This is a genomic window from Bacillus sp. Marseille-P3661 (genome assembly GCF_900240995.1).
Classification (GTDB): Bacteria; Bacillota; Bacilli; order Bacillales; family Bacillaceae_J; genus OESV01.
This window is the reverse complement of record NZ_LT965953.1, coordinates 1075811-1098726: the sequence shown is the minus strand read 5'-3', so window position 1 is coordinate 1098726 and position 22916 is coordinate 1075811. Positions and strand designations below refer to the sequence as shown.

Here is a 22916-nt window from a genome sequence, read left to right as displayed (position 1 = left end):
GCGATTATTTTCACAAACTCATGATGATTAATACAGTATGTCTTTTTCAAAATGATGCTTTTGAAGAATAAGCTATTGTGATCTAAAAAGATCATACCATAAAAAAGGCCTTTTTTTGAATTTGGGCCTTGAAACACTAATTAGAAAATATTTAAACACATTATAAAAAAAGCCAGGAAGATTATTTTCCCTGGCTTTACGTAAAATTTGAGGAATTTATTCCGACCATATACTTCTACACTTTATATTAGCATGTAGCCTAGTCTTCATGCACGTCCTCATCATTTTTTTGGTCAAATTGAATTCCAACAACATGGACATTAATTTCATTAACCTCAAGAGCTGTCATGTTTAATAATGCTTGTCGTATATTATCTTGAATCTTCTTGGCTACATCAGGGATCGAAACTCCAAACAACATGACTACATAAACATCGATCACGATTCCGTCTTCACCAAGCTCTACTTTAATGCCTTTACCGTGATTTTTTCTACCTAAACGCTCAACGACACCTGCAGCAAAATTCCCTCGCATTGATGAAACGCCATCTACTTCAGATGAAGCAAATCCAGCAATCACTTCAATAACTTCCGGGGCAATTTCAACTTTCCCAAGACTTGTAGAGTGCTCTGTCATATCAATGACTTGATTTTCAGACATTCAAACATCTCCCTTCTTACAGCCTTTTACTCCATTATTTGCTATTTCTGCTCAGTTAAATCATAAATTTCAAGAAATTTTGTATTGAAGTCCCCTTCAACAAACTTCTCATGATTTAATAATCGTAAATGGAAAGGGATGGTTGTGTCAATACCTTCTATTACAAATTCACTTAATGCACGTTTCATGCGAGCAATTGCCTCTTCACGAGTTGCTCCATATGAGATTAATTTTGCAACCATAGAATCATAAAATGGCGGAATTTTATAACCTGGGTATACAGCTGAATCAACACGGATACCAAATCCGCCTGGTGGTAGATACATTTTCACCTCGCCTGGTGATGGCATGAAGTTTTTATCAGGGTTTTCCGCGTTAATTCGGCATTCTATTGCCCAACCGGTAAAATTAACATCTTCTTGCTTAATGGTTAATTCTTCACCTGATGCAATTCTAATCATCCATTTTATCAAGTCTACTCCTGTGACTAGTTCTGTAACAGGGTGCTCAACTTGTATACGTGTATTCATTTCCATAAAATAAAATTGCTTCTTACGGTAGTCATAAATAAATTCTACAGTACCAGCACCTGAATAATGAACAGCCTGAGCTGCTTTAACAGCTGCTTCTCCCATTTCCGCTCTTAACTGTTCATCAATTGCAGGTGATGGGGTTTCTTCAAGTAATTTTTGCATTCTACGCTGTACTGTACAATCGCGTTCACCTAAGTGAATAACATTACCATAGTTATCAGCTAATATTTGAATTTCAACATGACGGAAATCTTCAATAAACTTTTCTAAATAGATACCTGGATTTCCAAAAGCAGCTGCTGCTTCTTTTTGGGTTACATTAATTCCCTTGATTAATTCCTGTTCATCCCGAGCAACACGAATCCCTTTTCCGCCGCCACCTGCTGTCGCTTTAATAATAACAGGATAACCACCAATAATTTCTTCTACAACTTTTTTAGCATCTTCAATACTTTCAACGATTCCAGTAGAACCTGGAACAACAGGTACACCAGCAGCACGCATCGTTTCACGTGCTACATCCTTAGTACCCATTTTAGTAATGGCCTCAGGACTAGGCCCCACCCATGTAACATTACTATCACGACAAAGCTCTGCAAAGTCAGCATTTTCAGCTAAAAACCCGTATCCTGGATGCACTGCTTCTGTATTGGTTAGTTTTGCAATTGTAATTAGATTCGTTTTATTTAAATAGCTGTCCTTAGATGCAACTGGTCCGATACAATATGCTTCATCCGCTAATTGTACATGAAGTGCATCTTTATCTCCTTCAGAATAGACGGCAACAGTTTCCACCCCTAGTTCTTTACAAGCTCGAATAATACGAACAGCAATTTCTCCTCGATTAGCAATAAGTAGTTTTTTTATCAATTACAGCAGCCCCCTATTCCGGCTTCACAAGAAACAATGGTTGACCATACTCAACTAGTTGACCATTTTTCACTAAAATTTCGACGATTTCCCCTTCTACTTCAGCCTCAATCTCATTAAATAATTTCATAGCTTCAACGATACAAACTACTGAAGCAGCCTTTACCTTATCACCTGTTTTAACATAATCCGCTTCATCAGGTGATGGTGCAGCATAAAACGTACCAACCATTGGTGAGACAATTTTATGTAAATTAGCATCATTGACATTTGAGCTAGCAGTCTTTTCTTCTTGTTTTGCTGTTTCTGCTTTCTGTTCTACAGGCGCAGTAGCTTTTACTTCTTGAACTGTTGCCGCTTGTACTCTTGGTGCTGCTTGTACGACCTCTGGTACGACTACTTGATTAGTAGTATAAACATTATTTTTCTTTAATTTAACCTTACCGCCGTCAGTTTCATAGGTAAGCTCATCAACATTAGATTGATCAAGTAAACGAATAAGTTCCCTAATTTCTTGAATTTTCAACAAAATACTTCCTCTCCTTATAACTTGTAAATTTATGGTAATAAATCAATAAAACCTATATTCAATAATGGAAAAAATCCATTATATACAATATACGATAGACACACTTTTAAATTCAACAACCACATAGCATATTCATAATTTTTTGACTGTTTTATTGCGAAAACCGCAATTTTTTATAGTCAGTGTCGATTCAAAAGTTAATATACGAGTGTTATGATCATGAAAAAACAGGCTATCTCTTAACAGCCTGTTTTCTTATCATACAATATAAATTTCTATTGCGAAAGCTTTAATCTAATGTACACCACCTGATTAAACTCAATGTCTACTGTACAGGTTGAAACTCTACCGCTACTCGTTTTTCACCTAATTCATCACGAACAAGTCGCATAATATCATTCGCATCTTTCTGTGTACTTTCTGCAGCTTTTACAATTACACGGACCTGATCTTCTTCTGCTTTAACAAGTGCATCAGCAAATTTGTCATTAGCTAGAATCATTGTTTCTAATATCGCTTCTTTTGTTGCTAGAGCATGTAACTCTTCCATTTTATCTAATGCTTCACTTCTTTTTTCAGCGGTTACGTCACTAGACGCAGCGATAGCCTGCAACTCTTCTTTTTCCATCGCTCTTTGATCGTCAATTGCCATGCGTAATGCTGTAAACATACCATCTGCAGACATACCAGTTTCAATCGATTCTTCCATTTCCTCAATTGAAACTTCCATTCCCTCCATATTTGTTTGACTTTCTTCTTCTTCAACATTCTGTTCATTTGTCATTAATGCATAATCATCTGTAGGTTTATTTGGCGAAGTAATATAGTACACTGATAACACAATCACTAAGCTTAACATTGTTAATAACCATACTGTTTGTTTTTTTAATAACATTTATTATTCCCCCTTGGTCTTTTTTGGTAAAACAGATACTCGATGGCTTGGTACATCCAACACTCTAGTAACAGCCTCTACAACCATTTGCTTAACTTTTAAATTATCAACTCCCTTAGCCACTACCAGAACTCCTCTTATCGCAGGTTTTTCGGTTTTTATAGTAATAGGAGTTTCTTTTTCACCATTTCTAACTATCACAACCTGTTCATCACGAGACATATCTTCTACGTTTCTTTTTCCCCCTTCACGATCAACCTCTTCTGTTTTTTGGGTCTGTACAACAGTATTTTTTTCGTATACTTTTAATTCTGTTGCATCAAGATTAACCATGACTGTCACATCTTCTACCCCAACAACACTATCCAGTGTTTCTTTAAGTTGATTTTCATACTCTGCTTCATAATCTGCTATGGCGTTAGAACCTTCAGTACTTTTTTGTCCGAAGACAGGTTGTTCATTATCGTTTGATTGAGCGGCATCAAAAACCGGAACGGCTGAATCATCCTTTTCGTTTGAAGGTAAGAGGTTGCTAATTAGCATAAAGGCAATTCCAATTCCTAATATTAGTAATACATAATTTGAATATTTCTTATCTTTAGGCTCTTGATCTGATTTTTTCAACAAGCCTTTAAGCCAAGTAAAAAAATCTTTATTTTTTTCGTTCATTACTAAGACTTCCCTCCCTCCATTACGACTTCAACTTTTTCTCTGTCAATCTGCCAAGTTTCTGATAATAACTCCTGGACACCTGTCAGAGACTTAAGATCAATTTGGGTAAGCGGCTGAGATGTATCTATTTTTATTTCATTGATCACTGGAATACTACTTTCAGGCTGAGATTCTGTATCTACCTTATTTATGAACACTTTAACTGTTTGAAGGTGTTCTTGTGTTAATTCTTCTTCTCCCTCCTCAAATTGTAGTTGAACTGTATCAATTTGATAGCCATGGTTTACCATTAATTCCTCCTCTACAATTGATTTCATATGGACAGCCATTTGTTCTAAAATATATGCACGTTGTGAGGCTTGTATTTCTTTTTTCTTATTTTCTATCAAATTTTCTACTTCTTTTTTTTCTTGAATACCTGGAAGCTGTATCGAACTCAGGATATTTTCCATATCTGTATTAAATACTTTCAGAATTGGATTTAAAATAATGATAATTAATAATAAACCAATTACCATTTTGGTATATCGCTGGATATTCGAGTTAGGTAGCAACAAATCAATAATGATGGCTAATAAAACAAATAAGATTATATTTGTAATCCATTCATATAAGAATTCCACTTCATCACCTCATCATCATTGAAATATTGCCAGCGCTAACAATGATAGTTATCGATAAGAAAAACATTAAAGATACAATAGCAAGGGCAGCAAAGATATAAATAACACTTTTGCTTATAATGTCTAAGCATTGTATCACGGGTCCGCCACCCAACGGCTGCAGTAATGCTGCAGCAATTTTATATATAAATGCAAGTGTTAAAACTTTAATGGCTGGAAAGATAGCCATAATTAACAAGATAGCTACACCTACAAGACCTATGGTATTTTTAAGTAAAACTGATGCTCCTAAAACAGTGTCTGCTGCGTCTGTTAATGTTCTACCAAAAACTGGGATAAAGTTATTAGTAATGAACTTAGCTGTACGCACTGTAAGTCCATCAGCAACAGATGCAGTAGCTCCTTGTACTGAAATAACCCCTAGGAATATTGTTAAAAAAGTACCAAGCATCCAGATTGAAATATTTCGGAGAAGCCCCGCCAATTGAGTAACTTTATAATGGTCCGTTAACGTACTTACAATAAATAGGATGGCCGACAAAAATAGTAATGGTAATGTTACATATTGAATTAGTAACCCACTAGTATTTACCAAAAAAATGATTATAGGATGAAAAAAAGCTACTGAAGCAACACTGCCTAGAGATGCAATTAACGCTAACAATAAAGGAACAAGTGCAATCATAAAGTTAATCATATTTTCAATAGCATTTTCTGTATAAGAAATAGCTAGATGAAAGCTATTTAATGCGATTATTATCAACACCATGTATACCATTGCATAAGCTACTTTACTAACTGCATGTTGCTCGAATGCCGTTTGGATCGATTGCAATATCATGCTAAATACTGTTAGCATGATTAAGGTACCGAGAAGTTTTCCGTTTGCCATAAGCTCGTACAACAAAAATTTTACAATACCATTTAACCATTCTTGTACGGAAAACTGCTTGTCCCCCTTAACAAAATCTATAAAACTACCTTTTTGACTTTCAGGTAGGAAACCCCCATATTCATTGACAATTTGATCCCAGAACCGCTTAACATTATCGATACCTAAATCTTCAATTTCCTGCTCAACAAAGCCTTTATCTAAGTCAGTAGCCGTTGGAGATGCTTGTACGATTAATGGAAAAAGTGAAAATGACATACAAAGAACGATGAATATTACTAAACGGTTTCTTAATTTTTTTAGTTGTCGGAATATGTACATTTATATCCCCTCGGCTTTCTCGAACAAGGAACCCTCTATGAAGGTATCAAAGATACAATTGTCTCAATGATAACTGTTAATATTGGAATAGCCATGACAAGTATTAATATTTTCCCAGCTATTTCAATTTTAGAAGCAAGCGCTCCTTGTCCAGCATCCTTTGTAATTTGGGCTCCGAATTCTGCAATATAAGCGATTCCTATTATTTTTAAGATTGTTTCTAAATAAACCATATTTACGTTAGCATGGATAGCAATTCTTTCTAACATTCGAATTACTTCATAAATTTGGTCTATTAAAAATAAAAATATGACGATGCTTACAAATACAACTAACATAGAAGAAAATGCAGGTTTTTGTTCTTTAATAATCAGCGAAAGAAATGTTGTAATAAGTGCAATTCCCACTATTTGCAAAATTTCAATGATAGCCCCCTCCTATCTACAACAAATGTTTCCAAGCTATTGAAATAAAAATACACCTTTTATTTTTGTAAATAAATCTTGCAGCTTGGTAATCACCATAAATAGGATATAAATGAAAGCTACCAAAGTAACCCAGTGGGCAAAATCCTCCTTTCCCATTTGCTTTAATATCGTATGTAGGAATGCTATGACTATTCCAATACCTGCTATATGGAAAATAATACTCGGATTGAATTCCATCTATTTCTCCTCCTAAAGAACTACATCAATAATATTACGATAAGCAATCCTGATAAAACCCCTAAACTTTTGACCATTTTTTCATAGCGTTGTTGTTTTTCTCTCGCATCATTTTCTTCACGATCTAAATGAGAAAGTGCTAACCGTATATGTTTTTGTTGGTGTTCGCGATCATGCTGACCAAGTGTTTCTCCAAATTGACGTAGTACCTCATACTCACCTTGTCCAAATGATGTCATGCTCCATATTTCATCTAGGCTATCCACCCATGCCTTATTTACAGAGGTTTCACCATGAATAAGCCGTTTTGAAAATTGATCAAAAAACCATGATAACGGTTTATTTATTTGTTTTGCCAGATTAGCACTAGCTTCGCTTAAAGGTGAGTGCCCAAACATAATTTCTGCTTCTAATGATTGAAGAGCAACCTTTAATTGCCTTAATTGCCTAGGTCTTTCTGCTAATTTTTTTGCCGCCTCAAACCCCGACCATGTTGTAGCAATAATTATAAAAAGAGCACCTAGTAATTTCATAGTTGTTTCACCCTCACTTTATTTAGGATGTCCTCTCCACCTTGGTTACGAATAGCAGCAATAGTACCAGGTCCATTTTGTCTAGACAATTCGACAATTCTCTCAAAAACTTCTAATTTAAGCAGAGGTTCTATTGTAGGCCGTTTATAAAGGTCTGATATCGTATTTCCGTGTGCAGTTACAAAAATAGTAACACCTGCGTTTATTGCCTCTAATATTGCCTCGGTATCCTCCTTACGGCCAATTTCATCAACTACTAAAACGTCCGGACTCATCGAACGAATCAACATCATCATACCTTCAGCCTTCGGACATGCATCAAGTACATCAATCCTAGGCCCAAGATTATGCTGTGGGATCCCTTTTATACAACCAGCTATTTCAGATCTCTCATCAACAATTCCAACTTTTGAAGATGGAACTCCACGGTCATAATCACCCATACTAATTTTCCTAGCAATATCCCTTAGCATGGTTGTTTTCCCTGTTTGCGGAGGCCCAATAAGTATTGTATTTTTCCATCTTCCGTCAAATAGGTAAGGAATAATAGGCTCACTAACTCCGATTTTTTCTTTTGCGATCCGTATATTGTATGAGGTGATATCTTTGATTACCTTTACTTGCCCTCGTTCAGTAATTACCTTTCCAGCAATACCGACACGGTGACCACCACGGATCGTAATATAGCCTCTTTTTAATTCCTCTTCCAATGTATAAATTGAAAAGTCACTTAGCTTATTGAGCAGTTGAATACCATCCATTTTTGTGACAATATATCCGTTTGGATAGTACGGTTGACCTTCAATAATTAACTCAAGAGGTCTCTCAATCCGGATACGGATTTCCTCAATTTTATGAACCACGGGTTCAGAATACTGGCGAATTCTTTCTTCAATTGTTTTAGGCAGCATCTCATAAATATAGTCGTTCACCAGTTCCCTCTCCTTTTCTACCTATGCTTGTCTATATGGATTAACATAAAATAAGACACCAAATTTTACATTTCTACTCTATTACTCTCAATTTATGCAGGCTTGGACATAATATGACTATTTTGATAGAACTCTATTTATATATTCCGAATAGTATTAGTCCAACACCAGCACCTATAAACAACAACTTACGAAATGAAATTTCATCTGCTAAACTGATTAACCCGATACTCATTGTAGTTATTAAAATAACAGGGCCAACCACTGCTAATAATGCATTAATCGCTAAAGCTTTCCGAACATCATTAAATAGCAACATGGCTATTGCCGCAGACAACTCAATTAATGCTGAGATTATTCGTAATCCTGCCATTGAAGCGACACTAGTATCAAGTAATGAAAGCCAACGTTTCAAATCTGTATCCCCTCTCCTATTTGTCCATCTGCTAAAAATGTATGATAAGTCTGGAGTTTTAGACTAAAAATTTCATTGATTTCGTTTGGAATAAGTTCAACTATATTAGCAAAGCGGAACGAGCGTTCCGGAAAGTAGATACAATTTCAAACTATCTTCTTTTGAAAGCAAAAAAACAGAGGAACACATAGTGTTCCTCTGTCTTGGATGAAGGATTATCATATTAAGCTCTTGATACATATTTTCCTTCAGCAGTATTAATAATAAGTGTATCCCCTTCATTGACAAACATTGGTACTTGTACAACTAATCCTGTTTCAACAGTTGCATTTTTTGTTACGTTTGATGCAGTATCTCCTTTTACTCCTGGCTCGGTTTCAATGACTTTTAACTCTACTGTATTTGGTAATTCAACACCTAACGTCTCACCTTGGAAAGTCATGATATGTACTTCCATATTTTCTTTTAAAAACTTAAGCTCATGTGACAATTGAGCAGCTTGTAACTCAATTTGTTCATATGATTCATTGTCCATGAATGTATGTACATCACCGCTTGCATATAAATACTGCATTCTACGATTTTCAATATGTGCTTTCGACACCTTTTCTCCAGCGCGGAATGTTTTTTCTTGAACTGCACCGGTACGTAAATTGCGTAATTTTGAGCGTACAAAAGCTGCCCCTTTTCCTGGTTTTACGTGTTGGAATTCAATTACTTGCCAAATTCCTCCATCTACTTCAATCGTTACCCCAGTTTTAAAATCATTTACAGAAATCATCAGAAAAATCCTCCTAAGTATAAAGATATGTTTTATAACAAACCCGTAAGAATTTGCTTAAAAGTAACATTAATATGTAATAGCCTTACAAAATTAATAATTCCTTTGTAGAATGTGTCAATGACTCATTACCCTTAGTTGTAATAACAATATCATCTTCAATCCGTACTCCACCAAGACTTTCTATATATATACCCGGCTCGACAGTTACAACCATTCCTGGCTCTAATTTAATATCAGATTTGATGGATAATGTGGGCCCTTCATGGATATCTAAACCGATCCCATGACCTGTTGAGTGACCAAAATATTCGCCATATCCCTTCTCTGAAATATAATCGCGGGTTAGAGCATCCGCTTCCTTCCCAGTCATACCAGGTTTAATGCCTGTCATACCACGGAGCTGTGCTTGTAAGACAATATCATAGATATTTATTAACTCATCACTTGGTTCTCCAACAGCTACAGTTCTTGTAAGATCTGAACAATAACCTTTGTAGAGAGCGCCAAAATCAAGTGTTACAAGCTCGCCATTTTCAATTACTTTATCTGACGCTACACCATGTGGCAATGCAGAACGATATCCCGATGCAACGATTATATCAAATGAAGATGCTGTTGCCCCTTTTTTTCGCATGAAAAATTCCAATTCATTTGATACTTCAAGTTCAGTAAGCCCTGGTTTTATAAATTTGGTGATATGCTCAAATGCAGCGTCTGCAATTGCTGCAGCTTCTTTAAGGATAGTTAGTTCGTCCGTTGTTTTAATTAATCTAATATTTTCAACAACACCTGATATCGGAACTAACTCACTTTTAATGATATTGGTATACATCTCATAGGTTCCAAAGGTAATATGTTCTTTTTCAAATCCTAGTCGCTTAATTCCCAATTGCTGAGCTAGATCAACTACCTCTTCATGTATCGGACGTTTATGTTGGATAATGTCAAAATTCTTTACTTGCTTATTAGCTTGTTCAACGTAACGGAAATCAGTAATGAATTTTGCTGCGTTTAATGAGATTAATACCACGCCAGCTGTTCCTGTAAAACCAGTCACGTAACGCCTATTTTGGCCATTTGTTATTAACATTCCGTCGATATCCAAATCCTTAAGTTTTTCTCTAATCCTATTAAGAAGATCCATTATAACATCCTTCCAAATTATAATGTTCGTGAAACCTAAACGCGATCTTTTGCCACTTTAAAACTTTTATAAAATATATACAATAAAGGAGCCTGGTAGACGAGGTAATTACTCTAAGCTGGTAACAAAGACCACTATATTCTACCATAGGAACTCCTCTTTGAATAGCATATTACGATTGTGGCACATCATTTGCGTCATAGGAAATAGAGTAGCCTACAAAAACGCCATATAAGATATACAAACAAATTGTAGTAATAATTGTATTCCGTTTAAAGTCCTGTACCTCTTCTAAATCAGGAAAAATTGGATTCAGAAGATAAAAAACAATAATCCATAAGGCTACTCCAAAAAGGATACCAGGCCATAACTTTTGAAACTTACTTAGAAATGCATTATAAAGTAATGCTGCACCGATCGAAATAATTCCAATGACCAATATACCAATAAAATGACCCATAAAATCGTTTTTCCAATCACCAATAGCCCAGGGTTGAAGGATTAATGCGGGCCCTAGTTCTGTAAAATTAAAATAATGAGCAATATAACCTATTAAACTCCAGAAAACACCACCAAAGAAACCTGTTACAATAACTTTTTGCATATGGGACATAGGTTGATCCTTTTTATTTTGTTCCAGTTCTTTATTATCTCTTGGTTTTTCTTGATTTTCTGCCATAATTCAACACCTCCAATTCTAGTATGTCCTAAACAGGAAAATGAATGAATTGAATTTTATAATGTCTTAAAATTTCCTAAGAAGGTAATACTATTTATGTATAAATATAGGAGGTTTAAAACCCTATCTTGTAGAATATATATTATGTAAAGAATGATATTCCCTTTTGGTAAATAAGAAAACACACGATCAAGACCCCAGAGGGACAGGCGGTGATGATTGATTATAATTTGTCAAGTATACGTTCTAATATTTCTAAGGATCTTTCTTAAAATTTCTTAAAATCAATAGCATTCTTAGTACAATTATTAAATTGTAATATAGTATTTACTCATTGTTTTTACAATTTACATTGGCTTTCAAATTGGGAAGTCCATTATAAATACATGCGAATATAATAATAAAACAGCATTCAACAAGGGCTATGTAGAATGCTCAGCTTAAGAATTGCTACTACTATCTTATTTTAGGGAGGTGAACCTCTTGTTTAATCGTCCTTCTGTTCATCCTTTAATAATGGTCATAATAGGCTTGGCTGGCTTTGGTTTATTGTATCGACTTGTAGTTAACCCCGTAGGGCTAATTAAGGAAATACTGATTGCAGCACTTGTTATCGGGATTATTTTTCTGATCTATAAACTTGTTATGCAAAAGAGATTCGGTGCCACTGGACACCTTAATTCAAAGTATAAAAGAGCTGTACGTCAGTCAAAAAAGCTATATAATGAGACTTCAACTCATACGACAAAGGTAAGGGGTTTATCACAGCAGTCTGCTATCAAAAAGCCCTTACGCTCAGCACACACGCATAAAAGCAGTAAGAAACGAGAGCATAATTTTACAGTTATCGATGGAAAAAAAGGAAAAAAAAAGAATCGAGCCTTTTTTTAAAGCTTGATTCTTTTTTATTTTCTCCATTCTCGTTTTTTTGCTTTTAAATATATCTCCGCCTTTAACCTGCCTATTTCAATAAGCTTTTCTTTCTCATCTGACGTAATGTCAAACTTTACAAAACTGATAATGTCTACTGGTATAAAAATTATACGGTCCGCAATTTTCTTTGATATATATCGATCATCATGAGCTCCCATCATAGTTTCAAAAATAGCTTGGAACATTCCAAATGCGTTATTTATTTCATTTGGCGGTATATTATCTAGCTGTGGACTTAATCTTAAGCCGACAACAGGTCTTTGCTTTTCGTTATCAAATAACCAAATTGGAAAATTGCTAAGTACAGCCCCATCCACTATAACCGCTTTTTTTGCTTTTCGATTGTAAATTTTCACAGGTTCAAAAAAATAAGGTATCCCCGCACTCATCCGAACAGCTTTTCCTATTGGAAAAGCATTAGGGTTTATACCATAATTAACTAAGTCATCCGGTAAGACAATAATTCTCCCATTGGTTAAATCTGAAGCAATTATTTTTAGTGAACATGGTGGCTTAATATCTCCAAATGTTCTTATTCCTTTAGTTGCTAATATTTTTGTAATCCACCGTTCAAAAACATCCCCTTTATACAAGCCTAGCCGCCAGTATACGCTAATCCACTTCATAACTGGAAAAAAAGGGAGCATCGTTTTAGGTGCATCTAGAAAATCACTAAAATCTACATCACCAATGATCGATTTAATTTCACTTGCTTTAAAGCCAGCACTAATTAATGCTGCAATGATAGCACCTGCACTGGTACCAGCAACATTTTTAAAAACAAACCCTTCCCGCTCAATTATCTCGATAGCTCCGACGAAGGCAATAGCCTTCATACCACCACCTGAAAAAACACCATCAATATCCATTGAGGAGCCTCCTTAAAGTATAAATGAATACATAAGGCCATTGCTATTAAATATGGTACAGAAGTGGAAACACACCATTAGCCTAGAAGGAGCATAACAACGATTTTTCTTCTACTATAATCCATATATGTAAATCGTGATAGTAGAACAAAAAAACATCCGCAAATGCGAATGTTTACGTAAAATATAAAATTTTAGCGTGTGGAAAAAACTTCATAATATAATCAGAAACTGTTTCTTTTAATGCTGCAGCTTCCTCGTCAGGATAAACATACTTTCCTATCCCATATCGACCCCATTTATATTTTCGTTTTTCCTCATCCATTTCCAGTTTGCTCTTTGGATACCTTTTTTGGATTACATTTTTTGCAGGCTTAGTAAAACGATGCTGAATAAGTTCAAAAGAAAGCTCCTGTGGCATACATTCGGATAGTTGCTTTTCTAGCTTTTCAAACAATTCATAATAGCCCTCTTCCCAACCTTCGTGCATATAAATGGGGGCCACGATAAACCCTAGTTTATAGTTCGCTTGAGCAACTTTTTTAGCCGCTTCAATTCTTTCTTCAAAACTCGAGGTTCCAGGCTCAAAGTTTTTAATTACATAGCGTGAATTTATGCTAAATCGAAAATCGGTTTTACCGTTATGTTTAGCATCCAGCAAGTGGTCTACATGGTGAAATTTCGTTACAAACCGTAACAGACCATATTCTGTTTCTCCTATAAATTCAATCGCTTTTTTTAGAGAATGTGTTAAATGATCAATCCCAACAATATCTGAAGTACAGGCCGCTTCAAATCTAGTAATTTCTGGTTTGCGCTCATCCATATATTTTTGTGCTTGATTAAATATTTCCTCTAAATTTACGTATGTTCGTATATATGGTTTACTACCGAGCGTTGTTTGTAGATAACAATAATGGCAATGCCCCATGCAGCCTGTAGCAAGAGGAATAGCGTATTCAGCAGATGGCTTTGAAGTATCAAACTTTAATGTTTTACGAACCCCAACTACAAGCGTTGATTTTGCATTTCGATATTTTTGATTTTCAGTGTCTCCCGGAATATTGCGCACTTGATTATGGGAGGTTGTTTGTCGTACTTCTATACCAAGTTTTTGAAACTTTTCCTGTAGCTCAACTCCTAATGGATATTCTAATGCACCAGGCTCTATATATACTAATTGCGGTATAAATGGTTCCATACTTTCCCCCTTAATGCCATAGCCATCTACCATTATTATGTGTATCATCGCATTTTGTAGCATCGGGAAAGTTATCCGTTTTTTTTAACATTTACCAAAACAAAAAATTCTAAGTTTATTTTGTAACAAAAGTAGAGATGGACTGTTGTCCATCTCTACTTTGTTGTATTATTTAAGTTTCCTATCTAGTCTAGTCTAATCTACGCTTTTACAATCCACATTTAAGCTGTGCATTACAATTCGTACAAGTGTTACAGCCACCAATTTCCTTGACCTTACCTTTACGACATACTGGGCAAGTGTTACCTACCTCTGAGCCAATCGTAACGTCTGTTGATCTTAAATCATTAATCGTATCAACTAAAACAACATGTGGCTGTTGGTGAGGAACTTTGTCAAATTCTACATCGTCAAAAGAATTATCCTCAGCCTTTAACGTAAGAACTTGTGCGTCACGGCTTCCATCAACGTATACCGTGCCACCTTTAGCCCCACCGCGATACAGTCTTTCATAAACTTTTTCAACTTGCTCAACTGAATAGCCTTTTGGTGCATTAACTGTCTTACTTATCGAGCTATCCACCCAGCGTTGGATTACACATTGAACATCCGCATGTGCTTCTGGTTTTAAGTCCATAGCAGATACAAACCACTTTGGCAGGTTCTCCGGATCAGCACCTGGATGTTTATCTAAATATTCTTGTAGAATATCCGCTTTTACTTCAATAAATCTGCCTAAGCGGCCGCTACGGAAGTATGAGAATGAGAAATACGGCTCAAGTCCTGTTGATACTCCTACCATTGTTCCTGTACTTCCAGTAGGTGCAACCGTTAATAAGTGTGAATTTCTAATACCATTTTCAATAATCTGCTGTCTTACGTCCTCAGGCATTTTTCTCATATAGCCTGTATTAATAAAGGCATTACGTAAGCGATTTGTTTCTTCTTGTGTATCCCCTGTTAAGAATGGGAAACTTCCTTTTTCTTTTGCTAATTCAATGGAAGCCTTATATGCCTCAACAGCAATAACTTCAAAAATCTTATCAATTAGGACATTACCTTCTTCTGAACCATATTCTGTTTCACAGTAGATAAGTAGATCGTGAAGTCCCATTACACCTAAACCTACACGGCGCTCACCAAGTGCTTGTTTTCTATTTTGCTCTAGGAAATATGGTGTTGCGTTTATAACATTATCCTGCATACGGACGCCAACACGAACAGTTTGTTTTAGTTTTTCAAAGTTAACTTGTTTATTTTCTTTATCTGCCATTTCAGCTAAGTTCACAGCTGCTAGGTTACATACACTATATGGTGCAAGAGGTTGTTCTCCACACGGATTTGTTGCAACCACTTGTTGACCGTATGCTTTTGCATTTGTCATGTCGTTCGCATTATCGATAAAGAAAATACCAGGTTCTGCTGAATACGTTGCACAAATGTTGATCAGGTTCCATAGTTCCTTTGCGCGAATCTTACGATATACTCTTACTTTATGACCAAGTTTTTCCCACTCACGGACGTCGCCAACCTTGTGCCATTCTTCATTATATATTTTCATTTCGTCTTGATCATAATTTTCAACATCCGGAAACTTTAAGTCGTAGTAGTCATCATTTTCAACTGCATCCATAAATTCTTTTGTTAAACAAACAGATATATTTGCACCTGTCAAAAATTCTGAATTATGGACGCTAAAGTGACCGCCAACTTCTAGTTTTTCTTCGGCTTCCTTAATTGCTTTAGCAGTAAATCCACCAAAACTAGGAATATTTTTATAGTTTACGATTCCTTGATACATATCTCTTTCCACTTCAGAAAGTGGCGTAAACTTTAATTTTTCTTTGGCAAGCTTTTTAATTGTTTCATCTTCTGTATTTTCAATCAGGAAACGCAAAATTCTAGGGTTTTGCATTTTAGATATAATAAATTCAATTACATCAGGGTGCCATGAAGATAGCATTATCATTTGAGCCAAATATATGTTACGTTGATTCGCTAAATCAACTCTTTAAGTCACCTTAAAGTTCAGACCATATCTTACATCATCTCACATACTAGATAATGCCCTCGCACTTCGGGATCGCTTGACCCCTACTCTACTCCCTTTCGTTAAAAAAAACGCGGTTTCGATGGTCGTTGAACCTTCTCCATTGGAAGTCCTTTAGGAGCTCGGCTGCTGATTGTCTTTATCCGCTTATGATTTTCAGGCCATCACATTCGTTATTTCTAACCATGTTGTGGCTCATAAGCCATATATAATGCTTTTTAACTTACTTATAACAAAGTCTCTATTATTAAGAATATCGAATTCCCAAAACCGCACAATTTTATAGTTATTTTTAATGGCGATTTCGTTTTTTTGTTTATCAATTTGTATTCTTTCTAATTGCCAATCTTTAGGACTAGGATAAAACTTTGGATTTGCATGCCAATAGTCACCATCACACTCAATTATTAATTTTTGACTTTGGACTAAAAAGTCATATTGTCGATTCTCGAGAATAAATGAATAGGTGTATGTTACTCCGAGCTCTTTAAGTATGATTTCCATTAACCTTTCAATCCTCGTTTTCCTAAACGATTGGTTTTCCATTTGTTTTAAAGTTGCTAGTCGTATTTTTTGAATTGTTTCTTCACTGTAGATTCCTGTTTTTCCGCTATTCCAAGAAGGTGTTTTATTCTTTTTTCGTGTTCTTGATGTTTTTCTGATAATGTTTCCAAAGTGGTTTTCTTTTTGTTGTGTTGACATCTTCTGATGCCAGCTTTTTATTTTGCTTGCTTTAAGTTGTTTTGAACAACTTAGCGAACACGTTTTTATTCTAGTATCTTCATTGGAAAATTTCTCATTGCAAACAGGGCATATTTTTGCCTTATCTTTTTTTTGTGCACACTTACTACTACAATATTGGTTTGGTTTGCCGCGTCTTAATTTCACAATATTATTACAACCAAATCCCTTACAAACTAGGTCACTTTGTTCATAGTAGTAACGTACTAGATAATCATGCAATGAAAGATCATGCTCTTTTTTTAGATGTGAAGTAAACAATCCCTGTTTGTTGTGCAAATAAGTACGACCACACAACTTACATATTAGAGACTTTGAAGCATTATATGGTTCCATCATAAACACCTCTTCAATGACATCTAAATGCATATTCTAAGGTGTTTTAAAACCAAAAGAGTTTCCAGCAATTCACGAGGTTAAGAGGCACTCAATTATTTACCTCTGCGGCTGCCGCCCTGTTCAACTAGATGTGTTAGCTTAGCAATATCATCCAGCCATGATACTGAACCTGAAGATTTACCATTCACGCCACGAGCTAACGTATTGCGTGGTCTTAACGTTGAACCATTTGTACCAACGCCACCGCCGCGGCTCATGATCTCCATCACTTGCTTGCGATGTTCAGAAATACCTTCTCTTGAGTCCTGAACAAAAGGCATTACATAACAATTGAAGAAAGTGACAGCTGTGCTTGAGCCTGCCCCATACAGCACGCGTCCAGCTGGGATAAAGTTAAGGCTAGCTAATTCCTCATAAAATTTATTGAACCAACGATCGCGCTGTTTTTCTGTTTCTTCCACTTGCGATAACCCTGTAGCTACACGTTTAGCAATTTGTTCATAGAAAATCTCAAGTGGCTTTTCAATTACATCTAACGATCGATTGATAACACCAGTTTCTCTTTCTTGCTCTGTTTCTAGCGCTCCACGATATTCATCATCAACTTTAACTGTAGCTCGATTACGTTCACGGTCTAGCTCGATAATAAATCCAGTACCTCTAGCAGGAAACTTTGGATCTTCTTTTATGGTTAAGACAACAAAATCCCCCACCGTTAACGTCAGTTTTTCTGTGTCTTTAAAAGCGTAACGGTCAAGCATAACAAGTCGTGAAACACCACTGTGTGTCATGTTCATATCATCGCTAATTTCATGTACCTGCGGGAATAAGCTAATATCCTTATTTAGCCTTGTTATATTTACTTTCATATTCTCGGCGGTCGCCGTCACCATCTTCATCTCTCCTTATTCAAATGGGATTGTTCTTTTTGTATGTTTTCGATGTTATTCATAGTAAGCTTGTCTATGTTATTAGCATATTCTTACCGTACCACAAAGAAAGATATAATTCAACATATAGTATCTCAATTCCAAAAGATAATACTACATATTGATTAGAGTTAGATAAACTTGCATTTTGTCAAACTAGGAATTTATCAAAAAATGGAGATTTTTGAAGAAAATCTATTTATTTCCTTGAAAAATCAGGCATTAAGAAGAATTTCATAACTTGCAAAACCCGAAGCCTGTCAAAATAACAATTAAAAAAATAAGCAATAAAAAATGTGGCTAAAGTACCACATTTTTTGATGCACGATATTACTTTCTGAAGTTCCATTCCTGTTTAAGGTATTTATCACTTTCAATCTTTGCGATCACATCATTTTCTTCCTTACTTAATATATAAGGCTCGAGGTGAATATTCAAGCTTTTTTCAAAACCAGATTTAAAGGCCTCCATAGCATTTCCTATTGTTACAGGAGTTTTAGTTAAATTATTTATAGCAACAGCTTTATTTTTAAAGCCTGCTTTCATTCTCTCTTTTATACGTTCATTTTTATATTTAAATAAACTAAATAACTTTTCTTCATCCAAATCTAATAGAATAGAACCATGCTGCAAAATGACTCCTTTTTGTCGAGTTTGAGCGCTTCCCGCTACTTTTCTACCTTCTACAACTAATTCATACCAAGAAGATGCGTCGAAACAAACAGCAGACTTAGGATTCTTTAATGTCTGTAATTCACTTTCTGTTGTCGGTACAGCGAAGTATGCATCTAGACCTAATTGTTTAAAGCCTTCAAGTATACCTCCAGAAATAACCCGATAAGCTTCAGTTACCGTTTTCGGCATTAAAGGATGTGATTCTGAAACGATCACACTATAGGTTAATTCTTGGTCATGCAGTACTGCTCTTCCTCCTGTTGGTCTTCGCACAAATCCCAATCCATGTGATTGAACTGCCTCCATATTAATTTCGTTTTCAACTGTCTGAAAGTAACCAACAGAAAGAGTCGGAGGATTCCATCCGTAGAACCGAATCGTCGGACCTATTTTCCCTTCACTATGCCAATTAAGCAACGCTTCATCTAATGCCATATTATAACTTGGGGGGCAATTCCCTGAATCAATAAAATTCCAATTCTCCTTATTCATCTTGTTCTCCTTCTAATGTTGAATTGATCATAGTCTAACAAAATAACTTCACGATATAAAGAAAATAGTAATGACTTTATTTTGTGTCCAAAAATTATATTCATTTTCCTTTGCATCTCCGTTGAATCCTTTATATAATAAAATTTGTGATCTATTAATGTTCTTTTATAGAAAGGAATCCTTCCAAAAGAGATACTATAAAAATAGTACCGTGTTAAAAAATACTATAATAAGTAATCTGCAGCGAAAGGATTAAGAGAGGGGTTTTGGGAGATGTGGTATTTATTAATAACACTAGTAGTAATCATTGCATACATCGTTGGAACTAGACTATATCAAAAGCGGTATCTAAAAGAACTAACAGAAGAAGAGTTTAGAGCTGGGTATCGAAAAGCGCAGCTTATTGATGTCCGTGAACCAAATGAATTTCAAGCTGGCCATATTTTAGGCGCAAGAAACATACCGTTAAGCCAAATTAATGCTCGCAAAGCAGAAATTCGCACTGATAAGCCAGTTTATCTATATTGCCAAAGTGGAATGCGTAGTGCTCGGGCAGCCGGTATTATCAAAAAGTTAGGTGGAGAAGATATCAGCCATTTAAAAGGCGGATTTAAGAAATGGTCAGGGAAAATCAAAACAAAAGCAAAATAAAGAGTTGTGTCCATATGAGACACAACTCTTATTTTTTAAAACTATCCTTCACATTAATGATCACAAATTATCGGTGGCTGCATGCTCTTTTACAAATCTTAATATTGGTTTTCTTGCTGCAGTCGTTTCATCTAACCGTTTCACCACAGTATGGTGTGGGGCGTTTTGTACAATCTCTGGATTTTCATCTACTTCTTTTGAAATCTGAATCATCGTCTCGATAAATTGATCTAGGGTGTCTTTCGATTCTGTTTCTGTTGGTTCAATCATCATACATTCCTCCACATTATGCGGAAAATATATTGTAGGTGGATGATACTTGAAGTCTAAAAGACGTTTTGCCATATCTAATGTACGTACACCTAACTTTTTTTGTCGAGCTCCTGATAATACAAATTCATGCTTACAATATGAGCCATACGGTAGGTCAAAATACGGAGCTAAACGTCTCATCATATAGTTTGCATTAAGAACAGCATATTCTGATACAAGCTTTAAGCCGCCTGCACCCATCGTACGAATATAGGAATATGCCCGAACATTTATACCAAAGTTACCGTAATAGGGTTTCACTCTCCCAATTGTCTTAGGTCGATTATACTCAAAAGTGTAGCGGTCGCCTTTTTTAACAACTATAGGCATGGGTAAAAATGGACTTAATTCGGCCTTAACACCTACCGGACCTGAGCCAGGTCCACCTCCCCCATGTGGACCTGTAAAAGTTTTATGAAGATTTAAATGAACTACATCAAAACCCATATCTCCTGGACGAGCTTTACCTAATATAGCATTAAGATTAGCTCCATCATAATAAAGCTTTCCTCCAGCAGCATGAACTATATTAGCTATGTCAACAATGTGACTTTCAAAAAGCCCTAAAGTATTTGGATTGGTTAGCATTAGAGCTGCTGTATCCATTCCTACAACTGATTTTAAATGCTCTAAATCTACTAATCCATTACTATCTGAGCGTACAGTTACTGTTTCAAATCCTGCAACAGTTGCAGAAGCAGGATTTGTACCATGTGCGGAATCAGGTACAATAACCTTTGTTCGCATAAAGTCGTTTCTAGACTCGTGATAAGCCCTTATCAGCATCAACCCCGTCCACTCACCATGTGCACCGGCAGCTGGTTGTAATGTGACCATATTCATGCCTGTTATCTCCTGCAAATCACTCTGTAGCTCATGCATTAATTGTAATGCACCCTGTACCGTCTCCTCGGATTGATAGGGGTGAATATAACTAAAGCCAGAAAAACGGGCAACTGTTTCATTTACTTTAGGATTATATTTCATCGTGCATGACCCTAACGGATAGAACCCAGAGTCAACGCCATGATTTCGTGTGGAAAGTGCAGTATAATGTCTCATGATATCTAGTTCTGAAACCTCAGGAAGCTCTGGACCTTCCTTTCGGATATATTCACTTGGAAACAATTCTTCTATATTTATTGAAGGGACATCTATGGTTGGTAAACTATAACCAATGCGATCCTTCTTGCTAATTTCAAAAATTAGCGGTTGATCTAGTTTAGCCATCGTATTCCCCCATTCCACTGACAAGCATATCAATTTCAGCTTTTGTTCTTAGTTCAGTTACTGCTATTAACATGTAATTTGAAAAACCTTCATAAGCTTGCCCAAGATCATATCCACCTATAATACCCTGCTTGTAAAGATGTTGATTTACATTTTTTACAGGATATTTACAATCAATGACAAACTCATTGAAAAGCGGTCCTGAAAATACCATTTCAAAGCCTGATTGTTTAAAACACTTAATGGCATACTGCGCTTTCGAAATATTTTGATAAGCCATTTCCCGTATTCCTTTTTTTCCAATAGCTGACATAGCAACAGCTGCTGCTAATGCGTTCAAGGCTTGATTGGAGCAAATGTTAGATGTAGCTTTTTCACGGCGAATATGCTGTTCACGGGCTTGAAGAGTTAAAACAAATCCTCGCCGTCCCTCTTCATCAACGGTCTGACCAACTAGCCGCCCAGGGATTTTTCTCATTAACTTTTTGGTAACCGCAAAAAAACCACAATGTGGTCCACCAAATTGAGGTGGAATACCAAATGGTTGTGCATCTCCTATAACAATATCAGCACAAAACTGTCCAGGTGGGGTTAATATTCCAAGTGCTAGTGGGTTGCATGACACAATAAACATCGCTTTTTGTCTATGAACAACCTTCTCAATTTCTTGTAAATATTCGATTTGCCCGAAAAAATTTGGATATTGAACAATAAAACAAGCACTGTCATTATCTATATTGCTTTCTAGATCCTGCAAATTTGTAATCCCATTTTTAATTTCAATTTCAACAATTTCTAATTGTTGGCCCTTTGCATATGTCTCTAGTACGAGTCTGTATTCAGGATGAACGGATTTAGAAACCAGAACTTTCTTGCGTTTAGTGTGAACAGAACTTAAAACGGCAGCCTCTGCAAGAGCTGTTCCGCCATCATACATTGATGAATTAGCTACATCCATCCCCGTTAATTCACATATCATCGTTTGATATTCGAAAATCGCTTGTAGCTCACCCTGAGAAATCTCAGGCTGATATGGGGTATAAGCGGTGTAGAACTCTGACCTAGAGATAACATGATCCACAATCGTAGGAATATAATGCTCGTAAACACCTGCACCTAGAAACGAAATATATCTTTTAATATCGGAATTATTAGCAGCTAATTTTTGTAGTTTCTTTAGTAATTCAGGTTCAGATAAGGAAGGAGCTAATTTCAATTCTCCCTTAAAACGGACTTCATCAGGAATATCTTCAAACAATTGATCAATTGAGTTTACACCAATAGTTTGCAACATATGATGTTTGTCTTCTTCAGTCATTGGTAAGTACCGGAATTCCATATGGCCC

Annotated in this window: 23 protein-coding genes and 2 pseudogenes; 2 read left to right on the top strand and 23 right to left on the bottom strand. The window is 35.9% G+C overall.

What is annotated here, in order from left to right; all coding sequences use genetic code 11:
• Positions 1-259: 259 nt before the first annotated feature.
• The 15 genes from C1724_RS05150 to C1724_RS05080 all read right to left on the bottom strand — a co-directional run bounded on the left by C1724_RS05150 (position 260) and on the right by C1724_RS05080 (position 11148).
• The gene (locus C1724_RS05150) at positions 260-661 is read right to left on the bottom strand and encodes an Asp23/Gls24 family envelope stress response protein (RefSeq protein ID WP_102345640.1); all 402 of its coding nucleotides are present in this window, start codon (positions 659-661) and stop codon (positions 260-262) included.
• A 41-nt stretch (positions 662-702) separates the two neighbouring features.
• Positions 703-2064 (bottom strand): acetyl-CoA carboxylase biotin carboxylase subunit, encoded by a 1362-nt coding sequence (gene accC / locus C1724_RS05145; RefSeq protein ID WP_102345639.1) that lies wholly within the window; start codon positions 2062-2064, stop codon positions 703-705.
• Positions 2065-2077: 13 nt separating this feature from the next.
• Complete coding sequence (gene accB / locus C1724_RS05140) at positions 2078-2593, bottom strand: acetyl-CoA carboxylase biotin carboxyl carrier protein (RefSeq protein ID WP_102345638.1); 516 nt, start codon at positions 2591-2593, stop codon at positions 2078-2080.
• Between the two features lie 325 nt (positions 2594-2918).
• Positions 2919-3488: a SpoIIIAH-like family protein gene (locus C1724_RS05135; protein ID WP_102345637.1), complete on the bottom strand. Its 570-nt coding sequence runs from the start codon at positions 3486-3488 to the stop codon at positions 2919-2921.
• A gap of 3 nt (positions 3489-3491) precedes the next feature.
• The gene (gene spoIIIAG, locus C1724_RS05130) at positions 3492-4157 is read right to left on the bottom strand and encodes a stage III sporulation protein AG (RefSeq protein WP_102345636.1); all 666 of its coding nucleotides are present in this window, start codon (positions 4155-4157) and stop codon (positions 3492-3494) included.
• A 2-nt stretch (positions 4158-4159) separates the two neighbouring features.
• The gene (spoIIIAF, locus tag C1724_RS05125) at positions 4160-4783 is read right to left on the bottom strand and encodes a stage III sporulation protein AF (RefSeq protein WP_102345635.1); all 624 of its coding nucleotides are present in this window, start codon (positions 4781-4783) and stop codon (positions 4160-4162) included.
• 4 nt (positions 4784-4787) lie between these two features.
• Positions 4788-5996, bottom strand: coding sequence for a stage III sporulation protein AE (spoIIIAE, locus tag C1724_RS05120; protein ID WP_102345634.1), 1209 nt, complete (start codon positions 5994-5996; stop codon positions 4788-4790).
• Between the two features lie 35 nt (positions 5997-6031).
• A complete protein-coding gene (spoIIIAD, locus tag C1724_RS05115) occupies positions 6032-6421 on the bottom strand; it encodes a stage III sporulation protein AD (protein ID WP_258000358.1) in 390 nt (129 codons plus the stop codon).
• Between the two features lie 36 nt (positions 6422-6457).
• Positions 6458-6661, bottom strand: a complete 204-nt coding sequence (gene spoIIIAC, locus C1724_RS05110; RefSeq protein ID WP_102345632.1) for a stage III sporulation protein AC — start codon at positions 6659-6661, stop codon at positions 6458-6460.
• Positions 6662-6681: 20 nt separating this feature from the next.
• Entirely contained in the window at positions 6682-7194 is a 513-nt protein-coding gene (spoIIIAB, locus tag C1724_RS05105) for a stage III sporulation protein SpoIIIAB (RefSeq protein WP_102345631.1), read from the bottom strand.
• Complete coding sequence (gene spoIIIAA, locus C1724_RS05100; protein ID WP_102346743.1) at positions 7191-8105, bottom strand: stage III sporulation protein AA; 915 nt, start codon at positions 8103-8105, stop codon at positions 7191-7193. The genes spoIIIAB and spoIIIAA overlap by 4 nt, the downstream gene beginning before the upstream one ends.
• A gap of 154 nt (positions 8106-8259) precedes the next feature.
• Complete coding sequence (locus C1724_RS05095) at positions 8260-8541, bottom strand: YqhV family protein (RefSeq protein WP_102345630.1); 282 nt, start codon at positions 8539-8541, stop codon at positions 8260-8262.
• A gap of 223 nt (positions 8542-8764) precedes the next feature.
• On the bottom strand, positions 8765-9322 hold the full coding sequence (gene efp / locus C1724_RS05090) for an elongation factor P (protein ID WP_102345629.1): 558 nt from the start codon (positions 9320-9322) through the stop codon (positions 8765-8767).
• A gap of 85 nt (positions 9323-9407) precedes the next feature.
• The gene (locus C1724_RS05085; RefSeq protein WP_102345628.1) at positions 9408-10469 is read right to left on the bottom strand and encodes a M24 family metallopeptidase; all 1062 of its coding nucleotides are present in this window, start codon (positions 10467-10469) and stop codon (positions 9408-9410) included.
• Between the two features lie 172 nt (positions 10470-10641).
• On the bottom strand, positions 10642-11148 hold the full coding sequence (locus tag C1724_RS05080; RefSeq protein WP_102345627.1) for a YqhR family membrane protein: 507 nt from the start codon (positions 11146-11148) through the stop codon (positions 10642-10644).
• A 483-nt stretch (positions 11149-11631) separates the two neighbouring features.
• On the opposite strand from C1724_RS05080, the gene C1724_RS05075 reads away from it, so the two are divergent.
• Entirely contained in the window at positions 11632-12039 is a 408-nt protein-coding gene (locus tag C1724_RS05075) for an SA1362 family protein (RefSeq protein WP_102345626.1), read from the top strand.
• A gap of 14 nt (positions 12040-12053) precedes the next feature.
• Here the strand turns inward: C1724_RS05075 and C1724_RS05070 are convergent, their stop codons facing one another.
• From C1724_RS05070 to C1724_RS05045, 6 genes and pseudogenes are all read right to left on the bottom strand, one after another.
• The gene (locus C1724_RS05070) at positions 12054-12950 is read right to left on the bottom strand and encodes a patatin-like phospholipase family protein (protein ID WP_102345625.1); all 897 of its coding nucleotides are present in this window, start codon (positions 12948-12950) and stop codon (positions 12054-12056) included.
• A gap of 175 nt (positions 12951-13125) precedes the next feature.
• Complete coding sequence (gene splB / locus C1724_RS05065; RefSeq protein ID WP_102345624.1) at positions 13126-14151, bottom strand: spore photoproduct lyase; 1026 nt, start codon at positions 14149-14151, stop codon at positions 13126-13128.
• A 208-nt stretch (positions 14152-14359) separates the two neighbouring features.
• A pseudogene (locus tag C1724_RS05060) lies at positions 14360-16126 on the bottom strand (vitamin B12-dependent ribonucleotide reductase); the annotation flags it as partial.
• A 270-nt stretch (positions 16127-16396) separates the two neighbouring features.
• Positions 16397-17281 carry a hypothetical protein gene (locus tag C1724_RS05055; protein ID WP_180994123.1) on the bottom strand — a complete coding sequence of 295 codons (885 nt, stop codon included), beginning with the start codon at positions 17279-17281 and terminating at the stop codon, positions 16397-16399.
• Positions 17282-17379: 98 nt separating this feature from the next.
• Positions 17380-18174 (bottom strand): annotated as a pseudogene (locus C1724_RS05050) (ribonucleotide reductase N-terminal alpha domain-containing protein); the annotation flags it as partial.
• Between the two features lie 366 nt (positions 18175-18540).
• Complete coding sequence (locus tag C1724_RS05045; protein ID WP_102345621.1) at positions 18541-19377, bottom strand: lipoate--protein ligase family protein; 837 nt, start codon at positions 19375-19377, stop codon at positions 18541-18543.
• 273 nt (positions 19378-19650) lie between these two features.
• Here C1724_RS05045 and C1724_RS05040 point away from each other — a divergent pair, with 273 nt between their 5' ends.
• Positions 19651-20028 (top strand): rhodanese-like domain-containing protein, encoded by a 378-nt coding sequence (locus C1724_RS05040; protein ID WP_102345620.1) that lies wholly within the window; start codon positions 19651-19653, stop codon positions 20026-20028.
• 60 nt (positions 20029-20088) lie between these two features.
• Here the strand turns inward: C1724_RS05040 and gcvPB are convergent, their stop codons facing one another.
• A complete protein-coding gene (gene gcvPB, locus C1724_RS05035; protein WP_102345619.1) occupies positions 20089-21570 on the bottom strand; it encodes an aminomethyl-transferring glycine dehydrogenase subunit GcvPB in 1482 nt (493 codons plus the stop codon).
• On the bottom strand, positions 21563-22909 hold the full coding sequence (gcvPA, locus tag C1724_RS05030; protein WP_102345618.1) for an aminomethyl-transferring glycine dehydrogenase subunit GcvPA: 1347 nt from the start codon (positions 22907-22909) through the stop codon (positions 21563-21565). Before gcvPA ends, gcvPB begins: the two co-directional genes overlap by 8 nt.
• Positions 22910-22916: the final 7 nt, after the last annotated feature.

Coding starts and splice junctions, on each gene's coding strand:
- C1724_RS05150 (WP_102345640.1), bottom strand. CDS start 661: ATGTCTGAAAATCAAGTCATTGATATGACAGAGCACTCTACAAGTCTT.
- C1724_RS05135 (WP_102345637.1), bottom strand. CDS start 3,488: ATGTTATTAAAAAAACAAACAGTATGGTTATTAACAATGTTAAGCTTA.
- spoIIIAG (WP_102345636.1), bottom strand. CDS start 4,157: ATGAACGAAAAAAATAAAGATTTTTTTACTTGGCTTAAAGGCTTGTTG.
- spoIIIAE (WP_102345634.1), bottom strand. CDS start 5,996: ATGTACATATTCCGACAACTAAAAAAATTAAGAAACCGTTTAGTAATA.
- spoIIIAC (WP_102345632.1), bottom strand. CDS start 6,661: ATGGAATTCAATCCGAGTATTATTTTCCATATAGCAGGTATTGGAATA.
- spoIIIAB (WP_102345631.1), bottom strand. CDS start 7,194: ATGAAATTACTAGGTGCTCTTTTTATAATTATTGCTACAACATGGTCG.
- spoIIIAA (WP_102346743.1), bottom strand. CDS start 8,105: ATGCTGCCTAAAACAATTGAAGAAAGAATTCGCCAGTATTCTGAACCC.
- efp (WP_102345629.1), bottom strand. CDS start 9,322: ATGATTTCTGTAAATGATTTTAAAACTGGGGTAACGATTGAAGTAGAT.
- C1724_RS05085 (WP_102345628.1), bottom strand. CDS start 10,469: ATGGATCTTCTTAATAGGATTAGAGAAAAACTTAAGGATTTGGATATC.
- C1724_RS05080 (WP_102345627.1), bottom strand. CDS start 11,148: ATGGCAGAAAATCAAGAAAAACCAAGAGATAATAAAGAACTGGAACAA.
- C1724_RS05070 (WP_102345625.1), bottom strand. CDS start 12,950: ATGGATATTGATGGTGTTTTTTCAGGTGGTGGTATGAAGGCTATTGCC.
- splB (WP_102345624.1), bottom strand. CDS start 14,151: ATGGAACCATTTATACCGCAATTAGTATATATAGAGCCTGGTGCATTA.
- C1724_RS05055 (WP_180994123.1), bottom strand. CDS start 17,281: ATGATGGAACCATATAATGCTTCAAAGTCTCTAATATGTAAGTTGTGT.
- C1724_RS05045 (WP_102345621.1), bottom strand. CDS start 19,377: ATGAATAAGGAGAATTGGAATTTTATTGATTCAGGGAATTGCCCCCCA.
- C1724_RS05040 (WP_102345620.1), top strand. CDS start 19,651: ATGTGGTATTTATTAATAACACTAGTAGTAATCATTGCATACATCGTT.
- gcvPB (WP_102345619.1), bottom strand. CDS start 21,570: ATGGCTAAACTAGATCAACCGCTAATTTTTGAAATTAGCAAGAAGGAT.
- gcvPA (WP_102345618.1), bottom strand. CDS start 22,909: ATGGAATTCCGGTACTTACCAATGACTGAAGAAGACAAACATCATATG.